The sequence below is a fragment of the Actinomyces sp. ICM58 genome (genome assembly GCF_000283035.1).
In the GTDB taxonomy this organism is placed as follows: Bacteria; Actinomycetota; Actinomycetes; order Actinomycetales; family Actinomycetaceae; genus Pauljensenia.
The window spans coordinates 31,265-39,778 of the sequence record NZ_ALIY01000218.1 but is presented as its reverse complement, the minus strand read 5'-3'; the positions used below and the strand labels follow the sequence as shown (position 1 = coordinate 39,778).

Below are 8,514 nucleotides of genomic sequence, written 5' to 3'. Positions count from 1 at the left end.
GCCACGGGATGGCAGCGCGTGGATGGGACCTGGTACCGCTTTGCCGACACGGGTCGCTGGCTCGGATAGCATTGCAACGCCGTGAATGGGTGCGGGGGTGACCGAGGGGGCACCCCCGCACCGCATACACCCGCCCAGGACGGGGTGCTGACGCCCCTTCCAATCAGCCGCTCATATTCTGATCGGCCGGGCGAAATGTTCGTATTTCGGGCTCGTCACAGGTTGGACATATGCCGAGAAAATTGCCGAGAAAGCTATCGAGCGCCAGAGGAAGAGGACTAGTCTTGAGAGAGGAACGCCACTGAGGCGTGAGCGTTCCCCACCACTAGTTTTCGATCAAGTGAGGCACAGATGTCCCATCGACGATTCCCGGCGCTGACGCTGATAGCGGCCGGCGTCCTGGCCCTAACCACGGTCTGCATCCCAGCCGCCACCGCGGCAGGCTCGGGCGCGGCGGCCACGACCGGGGCCCTCCAGCCCTCGACGGTGCTTGCCCCCACCATCGATGTCCCGACGACGAGGCTCGACATCTCGCCGACCTCGACCGCACTCTCCCTCGGTCAGTCCCTCACCTTCGACGCCGCATACGACTCTGGGCCCGTCTACCCCGGCGACGTGGAATGGGCATCCTCTAACGGCTCGGTCCTCACCGTGGACCAGAAGGGCCGCGTCAGCGCGGTGGGCCTCGGCGAGGCGACGATCACCGTCACCGACAAGAACGACGCATCACTCACCTCCACCTCAACGGTCCAGGTCCGTGAGGTTTCCGAGGAGGCCGGCATCGAGCTGTCCACCTCCGATGTCTCCGCCGTCGTCAACCACAGCGTCTTCCTCAACGCCCTCCTCTCACCCTCGCTCCAGGGCAGTACCGTCACGTGGAACGTGACTCCCTCCTCGCTGGGGAGTATCAATGCCCGTGACGATGCATCCGCCGCAGAGTTCTGGGCCTCGCAGCAGGCCGGAACCGGCACGCTCACCGCGACCGTCACCAACGCGGCGGGGACGGCCAAGACGGTTAGCGTCCCCGTGAGCGTCCAACCCGACCCGCGAGGCGACTTCGTCACGAACGACGATGGCGTCCTCGTGGAGTACAGGGGCACAGATCCGAACATCCGGATCCCCGAAGGCGTCACGGGCATCGGCTCCAGCTTCTCCTCAATCGCCCTCGACTCGGTCTGGGTGCCCGCCTCCGTGCGCACCATCGACGACCGCGCGTTCTACGGAACGGGCCTGAAGGAGATCACCTTCCAGGACGACGACGAACATCCCTCTCAGCTCACCGCCATCTACGGCGAGGCCTTCTCGATGACCGCCATCGAGACGCTGACTCTTCCCCGATCCGTCGAGACCGTCCTTCAGTCCTTCGAAAACATGGGGAACCTGACGACCGTGCGCCTGGGACCCAACCTCGGCCCCGACCAACTCGTGGGAGACTTCCGCTACACGCCGAAGCTGACGAACATTGAGGTGGACCCCGCCAACGCGAACTACACCAGCGACGAGGGGGTCCTGTACACGAAGGACCACTCACACCTCATCGCCTACCCCTCGGCGAAGAACGCCGCAGGAAACTACCGGATCCCGGAGGGAACCAGCGCCATCGACGACAACGCGTTCGAGAACGCGCAGGTCTCCACCGTCACGATGCCCTCCACGCTGCGCACGATCGGCGCGCAGGCATTCGCGCACTCCGACCTCACCCAGCTCACCCTGCCCGACGGGCTTCGCAGCGCGGGCACCTGGGCCTTCGCCTACACCACCAACCTGACCAGTGTCGACCTGGGCGGCATCACCGCCCTACCCGACGGCGCGTTCATCGGCTCGAGCTCGCTGGCCGACGTGAACTTCCGCCCCGACCTCGCCGCGCTCACGACGATCGGTGAGGACGCCTTCGACTGGACGAGCCTGACCTCCGCCATCCTGCCCGACACGGTCACGACCATCGCGGACAACGCCTTCGCCAACAACAAGTCGCTCACCTCGCTGCACCTGAGCGCGGGCGTTACCTCCATCGGAGCCACGGCCCTGGGCGGAACCCCCTCCCTCGCTACCCTGAGCGTGAGCCCCGCCAACGCCTCGTACTACGTGACGGACGGAGTCCTCTACGAGCACGCCCCGGCCGGCCCCCGACTGGTGCGTTACCCGCCCGCCAAGCCCGGGAGCGAGTTCGAGGTTGCCGCCGGCACGACCTGGATCGGCACGTGGGCCTTCGACGGCGCCTCCTCCCTCACCCGCGTCGTCCTGCCCGAAGGGCTCACGACCATCGACTACGGTGCGTTCTACGGCTGCACAAGCCTGACCGACATGGCCATCCCCGAGTCAGTGGAAACCGCCAGGGGCGTGGTCAACACCGGTCTTGACACCGTCGAATTCGGCAGCCAGATGCGCGAAATCTCGATGACCGCACGCGAGTACCGCATGGCCCCCCACCTCATCGTGCGCGGCGGCGTCAACGGCGAGTACTACACCGACGGGGAGGCCTCGAACGGGCGCCCCGAGAGTGCCTTCTTCGGCGAAGGCATGACGACCGTCGCCATTCGCTCCAAGGGGCCGAAGGTCGTGGTCCTGCCCTCGACCCTCACCCAGTTCGAGCTCGACCCCTTCTCCGCCAAGGGCTTCAAGTCCGACACCCAGGTCTACGTCGCCGCCGCCGAGGGATCGTCCGCCTGGAACGTCGCCAAGGCCGAACTGGAGAAGGAGGGCATCGACCAGTCGCACCTGCACGCCTACGTGCCCGCCACGATCACGCTGTCGGGCTCCGGCATTGACCAGGCCGATGAGGGCTACGCGTGGACCGGTACCCCGGGCACAGCCCTCACCCTGACCGCCACCGTGAGCGGTGCCGTGCCCGACGGGCGCGAACTGCGCGTCACCCAGGTCGACGCGGACGGCACCGAGACCCTCATCCAAGACTGGAGCGCGATGGAGCAGGAAGGGGAAGCCTCGAGCCTGAGCGTCTCGTGGACCCCCAATGCCTCCGGCGCACACCTGCGCGTCGAGACCCGCGACATCACGCGCGTCGTGCGCTCGACGAGCCTGAGCGTCACCGCCGCTCCCGCGCCCCAGCCCACAGCCGGAACGTGGCAGTGGGGCGCTCACGGCTGGTGGTACCGCTACGCTGACGGCACCTACCCGGCCAACGAGACCCTCGTGATCGACGGCCAGGTCTACCGCTTCGACGCCGCCGGCTACATGCGCACCGGCTGGGTGCGCGAAGACGGCACCTGGTACTACCACGCCGCCTCCGGCGCGCAGGCCAGCGGCTGGTTGCTCGACGGAGTCTCCTGGTACTACCTGACCCCAGGCACGGGAGCCATGGCAACCGGCTGGCTCAAGGACGGCGATTCCTGGTACTACCTGAACCCTGCCTCCGGCGCCATGGTCACCGGCTGGCTCAAGGACGGCGATTCCTGGTACTACCTGAGGCCCGGCAGTGGAGCCATGGTCACCGGTCGCGTGTGGATCGGCTGGCGCTGGTACACCTTCGCCGACAACGGCCAGTGGATCCGCTAGCCACCCGGGCCGCGAAATCCCAGCGTTTTCACAGGTCCTTTCAGTGAACCCCCAAGGAACGCCCCCTACGGTAGGTGTCATCACAAGGGAATACGGCACGGGCCACGCGGGCCCGGGACCTGCCGACGAGACACTACTGAGGAGTCATCTGGGAGTACTTGCACTGTGTTGATGGGATACGCCGAGGGGCCGACCGCCAGGTCGGCCCCTCGGCGTCTCTGCGTCGGGGCGCCCCGGTCGACTCCGTCGACTCCGAGCGGTCAGCACCGGAATCAGCGTCAGGCATGAATCGGGCGGCGGCCCGTCAACCGTTGATTTTTCGACAGGCATACTGCACAAGTGGGAGAAGGTACTCATAATTGTGGTGGCGCCTCCAGCGCCTGGCTTGTATCCCACAGTCGTCAACGAAGTGAGACTCAGATGACCCATCGACCACCGTCGGCGCTCGCGCTCTCCCTCGCGCTCTCCCTCGCCGCGACCACCCTTGCCGCCCCGGCCGCACTCGCGACCGGCGGGGGAGTGGGGCCAGTACCCGGCGCCACCCAGCCGGCTCCGGCCACCCCCGCGCGCCCGGCCTCGTCCAGCGACACCCCGACAACGATCATCGTTCAGCTCGAGGACGGCACCGTCGCAATCCCCAGGTCTAGGCGCGCCTTCGGCCTGTCCACGCAGAACACACACGACGAGATGAGGGCGCGCATCGCCGCCGCCGTTGAGGGGGTTGTCCCCGGCGCGAAGGTCACCACCGTGCGCGACTATACCCACGCGCTCGACGGCTTCGCCATCGAGGCCCCCGCATCGGCCCTCTCCACGATTCAACAGGTCGAGGGCGTCAAGGCGGCGTTCATCGAGGGCACCCACAAGCCGATGGGCAGCACCGCCGAGGGAAGCGGCGCACCCGTCCTTGCTAATGCCTCGTCCCTGGCGATGACACGCGCGAACCAGGCCACCCAGAAGGGCGACGGCCAGGTCATTGAGATCATCGACTCGGGCCTGCAGACGGACCACGACGCTTTCTCCGGCTCGATGGACGGTGTCGCCGTGCGCATGAGCCAGGCCGATGCCCAGGCCCTTACGGGCATACTCCCGCACGGCGGTGCCGGTACGTACCTCAACAGCAAGATCCCCTTCGCCTACGACTACGCCGACAACGACGCGAACGTCGTGCCGACCTCCACCAAAGACATGTCGCACGGCACGCACGTCGCCGCGATCGCGGCCGCCAACGGAGGAGAGGTCCGAGGAACCGCCCCCAACGCGCAGATTATCGTCGCCAAGGTCGTCCACGACGCGGACGGCGTCATGGACGACAGCGCGCTGCTGGCGGCCCTCGACGACGCCCTCGTCATCAAACCCGACGTCATCAATATTTCACTCGGAGACGACGCGGGCATGAGCAGTGACGCCGGTAGCATCTTCGCCGGAGTGTACGAAAAGCTCACCGACGCGGGCATCACCGTCAACGCCGCGGCCGGTAACGCCTTCTCCAACGCATACGGCAACAACAGCGGCCAGAACAAGCCTTTCGCGACCGACCCCGACACGGGCACGCTCGGCGAGCCCGCCTCCTACCAGTCCACCCTGGCCGTCGCCTCGGTCGACAACCAGGAAGCACTCTCCTACGTGAGCCTGAACGACCGGACAATCGCCTACCGCACCGCCCTGGACGGTCAGGGCCAGGCCGTGCCAGGCCTGCGTGACATTCCCGAGAAGAGCTACCGCGTCGTCGACGCGGGCGCCGGCGGGGGCGACGAGCTCGACAAGTACGCGGGCACCAACCGGCTGAGTCTTGCCGACGCGATCGTCCTCGAAGACAAGGGAGGCACCGACACCCGGACCGGCACGGCGATGACCGACGAGCTCAAGGCCTCGTACCTGACGGGATTCCCGTCAACGCCCGCGGCCCTCATGATCGCCGACACCGACGAGTCCGACACGCCCTACCAGTCGATCCTGGGCGCCACCACCACGATGCCGACGGTCACCATCACCAAGAAGGACGGCGAGGCGATCCGCCAGGCCCTGTCCGCCGCGGGCGGTGCGGACGTGTACCTGAGCGTCACGCACTCCGGCATCGTGCTGGCCTCGAACAACCCGACGGCCTCGGAGTTCTCCGCGTGGGGCGTGACCCCCGACCTGAGGCTCAAGCCCGAAATCGCGGCCCCCGGCGGCGACATCATGTCCGCCTACCTCGGCAACCAATACCAGCGCCTGTCGGGCACGTCGATGGCCTCCCCGCAGGTCGCCGGCATCAGCGCCCTCGTGCGCCAGCGTCTCGCGGCCGACCCCGCCTTCTCCGCCGTGAGCGCGACGGACAAGAACGCGCTCGTCACCAACCTCCTCATGGGAACCGCCCACCCGCTTATCGACGTCGAGGCGGGGGACGGCACCTACTACTCGCCGCGCAAGGTCGGCGCGGGCGCCGTCGACGCGCTCGCGGCCACCACCGCGGCCGTCTACCCGAGCGTCGTGGGCGCCGCCGATCCCTCCCGACCCAAGGCCGACCTCGGCGACGGAACGACGGGCTGGACCTTCCAGGTGCGCCTGACCAACCTCTCCGACGCCGCCCACACCTACACGCTCGGCGGCCAGGCCCTGTCCGAGATGGTCGAGGAGGGGCTCTTCGCCGAGCACTCGCAGAACTGGGCGGGGCAGGGTATCTCCCTGACCTTCACCGGGGATAGCCTCGCCGAGGCCGGGGGCACCCAGCAGGTCACGGTCCCCGCTGCATCGACCGCGACCGTGAGCGTCACGGTGACCCCAGAGGCCGAGTTCGCGGCCTTCGCCGCGCAGAACACCCCCCAGGGAACCTTCATCGACGGAGCCGTCACCTTCACGAGCGGTGACGAGACACCGAGCCTGACCGTGCCCTACCTGGGCTTCTACGGCTCCTGGGGCGCCCCCAGCGTCTTCGACGGCAAGTGGTCGGACAACGAGACGACGCCCGTGCACGTCTACCGTTCCGCGCTGGTCAACGCCCACTCGTCCATCCCGTTGGGGTCGCTGAACCCGATGTCGGAACAACAGGACCTGACGGCGGTCACCACGATCAACACGCAGCGTCTCATTATGTCGCGCGCCCCGTGGGCGCAAGCCCCCAACACGGTCCTTCCGATGACCGGTATGCTGCGCTCAGTCCCCTCAATGACGCTGACCTACCGCAACTCTGCGGGGCAGTCTGTGCGCTCCTACACGATCAACCGCGTGCGCAAGTCCCTGTACGACCTCGAGTCCGGCTGGACGAAGCCGGGTGAGTTCTCCGGTGAGGATCCCGTCTTCGACGGCTACGACCAGTCCGGCAACGCCCTGCCCGACGGCCGCTACACACTGACGATCGAGGCCGCGACGGACGGTCCGTCCTCGCGCAAGCACCAGATGAGCTACGAGTTCACGCTGGACACGCAGGCCCCCGTCATCTCCAACCTAAACGTGAGCGGCGAGGGCGACGCCCGCACGGTGTCCTTCGATGTCACCGACGCCTCGCCCGTGGCCGCCATCGACTTCTCCGAGAGCCCCGACTCGGTCTACTATTTCCGCAAGCTCGTCGAGGACGATGGACAGATTCAGGCCGACGGCACGCACCGCTACCACTTCGACATCCCTGTCTCAGAGCTCACGGCCGCGTGGGCGCAGGAGGGACGCACGGACGAGGCCCCGGCGGCCCCGTACCTGTTCGCCTGGGACTGGGGCACCAACCGTGCCGTGCAGGAGGTACGCCTCCAGGGCGATCCGACGCCTGCTCCCGAGCCTGCTCCCACCCCGCAGGGTGGCCAGTGGGTGAGCGACTCTGTCGGCTGGTGGTACCGCTATGTGGATGGCACCTACCCGGTGAGCCAGACGGTGCAGATCGGCAACTCCACGTACCGCTTTGGCGCGGATGGCTACATGCGTACCGGCTGGGTGAACGAGGACGGCGCGTGGTACTACTACGACGCTTCGGGCGCTCAGGCGAGTGGTTGGGTAAAGGATGGTTCATCCTGGTACTACCTGGACCCGGCGACCGGACAGATGGTGACGGGATGGATCCTCGATGGTCCGACCTGGTACTACCTGACGCCGGGAAGCGGTGCGATGGCTACCGGCTGGGTGAAGGACGGCTCCGCCTGGTACTACATGGCTCCCAGTGGCGCGTTGACCACGGGTTGGGTCAAGGACGGTGGCTCCTGGTACTACCTGAGCACCGACTCCGGCGCGATGATGAAGGGCTGGCTACAGGTTGGCGATTCCTGGTACTACCTGACCCCCGGCAGTGGTGCCATGGCGACCGGCTGGCTGAAGGATGGTGGCTCCTGGTACTACCTGAGCACCGACTCCGGCGTGATGTACACCGGCGGGCACTGGATCGGCTGGACCTGGTACCGATTCGCCGATTCGGGTCAGTGGCTCAGCTGACGGCCCGTGCGCGGGCCCGGTGCCCACTGCGTTGATGGCCGTGCCGCCCCCTCTAGAACCCGCCCCCCGGACATGCGTCCGGGGGGCGGGCCCGTGCTAAGGAGGAGCTCGAGGCTATGATCGTGGCGCGTCAACGCCCGGATGTAAAGTCCCAGAGAATTCCCAGGTTACCTGTGGGCTCCCACAAGGTTGGCTCCTTACAGTAGGGGTCGTACAAGGGAAGACGGCACGGGCCACACTGGCCCGGTAGCGCCGACGAGACAATTCATGAGGAGTCATCTGGGAGAACTCGCACTGTGTTGATGGGATATGCCGAGGGGTCGACCGCCAGGTCGGCCCCTCGGCATATCTGCATCCAGGACGATCAGTGGTGCAATCGTGTGCGAGTGCTACATGTCGTTGGCGTGCTGGCCTCCGGGTCTGCGCTGCTCAGTTTGTGCGGCGGAGTGCGGTGAGCACTCTGCGCTGCTGAGTTTGTGCAGCGGCGCCTGCGCTGTGGATTTTCTACGGCGGAGTGCGTGTGGCGGAGTTTCGTGTGGTGGGGCCTGTGGTACTGAGTGTGGTGAGGAGTCTGCGCTGTAGGACCGCCGCTGTTTCGGATGTGTTTCC

3 protein-coding genes are annotated in these 8,514 nt (G+C 66.9%); all 3 read left to right on the top strand.

Going from position 1 to position 8,514, the window contains the following annotated elements; translation table 11 throughout:
• The coding region (locus HMPREF1138_RS11635; protein WP_155887170.1) for a hypothetical protein at positions 1 to 69 on the top strand (69 nt) is incomplete at its 5' end.
• A 282-nt stretch (positions 70 to 351) separates the two neighbouring features.
• A complete protein-coding gene (locus HMPREF1138_RS09795; RefSeq protein ID WP_009059284.1) occupies positions 352 to 3,513 on the top strand; it encodes a leucine-rich repeat protein in 3,162 nt (1,053 codons plus the stop codon).
• Positions 3,514 to 3,933: 420 nt separating this feature from the next.
• Complete coding sequence (locus HMPREF1138_RS09790; protein ID WP_009059286.1) at positions 3,934 to 7,905, top strand: S8 family serine peptidase; 3,972 nt, start codon at positions 3,934 to 3,936, stop codon at positions 7,903 to 7,905.
• Positions 7,906 to 8,514 lie beyond the last annotated feature (609 nt).

Excerpts from the sequence above, each read along its gene's own strand:
- HMPREF1138_RS09795 (WP_009059284.1), top strand. The coding sequence starts at position 352 with ATGTCCCATCGACGATTCCCGGCGCTGACGCTGATAGCGGCCGGCGTC.
- HMPREF1138_RS09790 (WP_009059286.1), top strand. The coding sequence starts at position 3,934 with ATGACCCATCGACCACCGTCGGCGCTCGCGCTCTCCCTCGCGCTCTCC.